Source organism: Thalassobacterium maritimum (assembly GCF_031127805.1).
Classification (GTDB): domain Bacteria; phylum Verrucomicrobiota; class Verrucomicrobiia; order Opitutales; family Coraliomargaritaceae; genus Thalassobacterium; species Thalassobacterium maritimum.
On sequence record NZ_JARXHW010000249.1, the window covers coordinates 1 to 425 of the forward strand.

1 protein-coding gene is annotated in these 425 nt (G+C 55.8%); it reads right to left on the reverse strand.

Annotated features, from left to right (window positions below):
* On the reverse strand, positions 1 to 425 hold a 425-nt coding region (locus QEH52_RS20225; RefSeq protein WP_308952771.1), incomplete at both ends, for a tyrosine-type recombinase/integrase.

The window sequence follows — 425 nt, forward strand, 5'->3', positions numbered from 1 at the left end:
TTGCCTTTGCCCGCTTCAACCCGGATCTGCATTCGGTCGCTGTCAATGTGACGGGCACGCAGGTTCGTCGCTTCCGCCAGGCGCATTCCAGTGCCGTAAACCAACATCAGAAAGGTTCGATGGTGCGGCTGGGGTGCATTCGCAATTAGGCGCTCCACCTCTTGCGTGCTTAGCACCTCGGGCAAGAGCCAGCCACTGCGAGGGCGCGGCAATGTCAGCATCAATTGATCGCGAGGGATCCCTTCGATGAGTTGGTAATACAAACGCAGTGCGTTGATCGCCACATTGCAAGTGCTGGCTGAGAGATTGCGCTCATATGCCAGATGATACAGGTAGGCTTGTAACTCATCACGCGAAAGCTCCGAGGGAGCTCGCATGTAATAACGCGCCAGATCATACATCCGGTCGACGTAGCTCTTGATGGT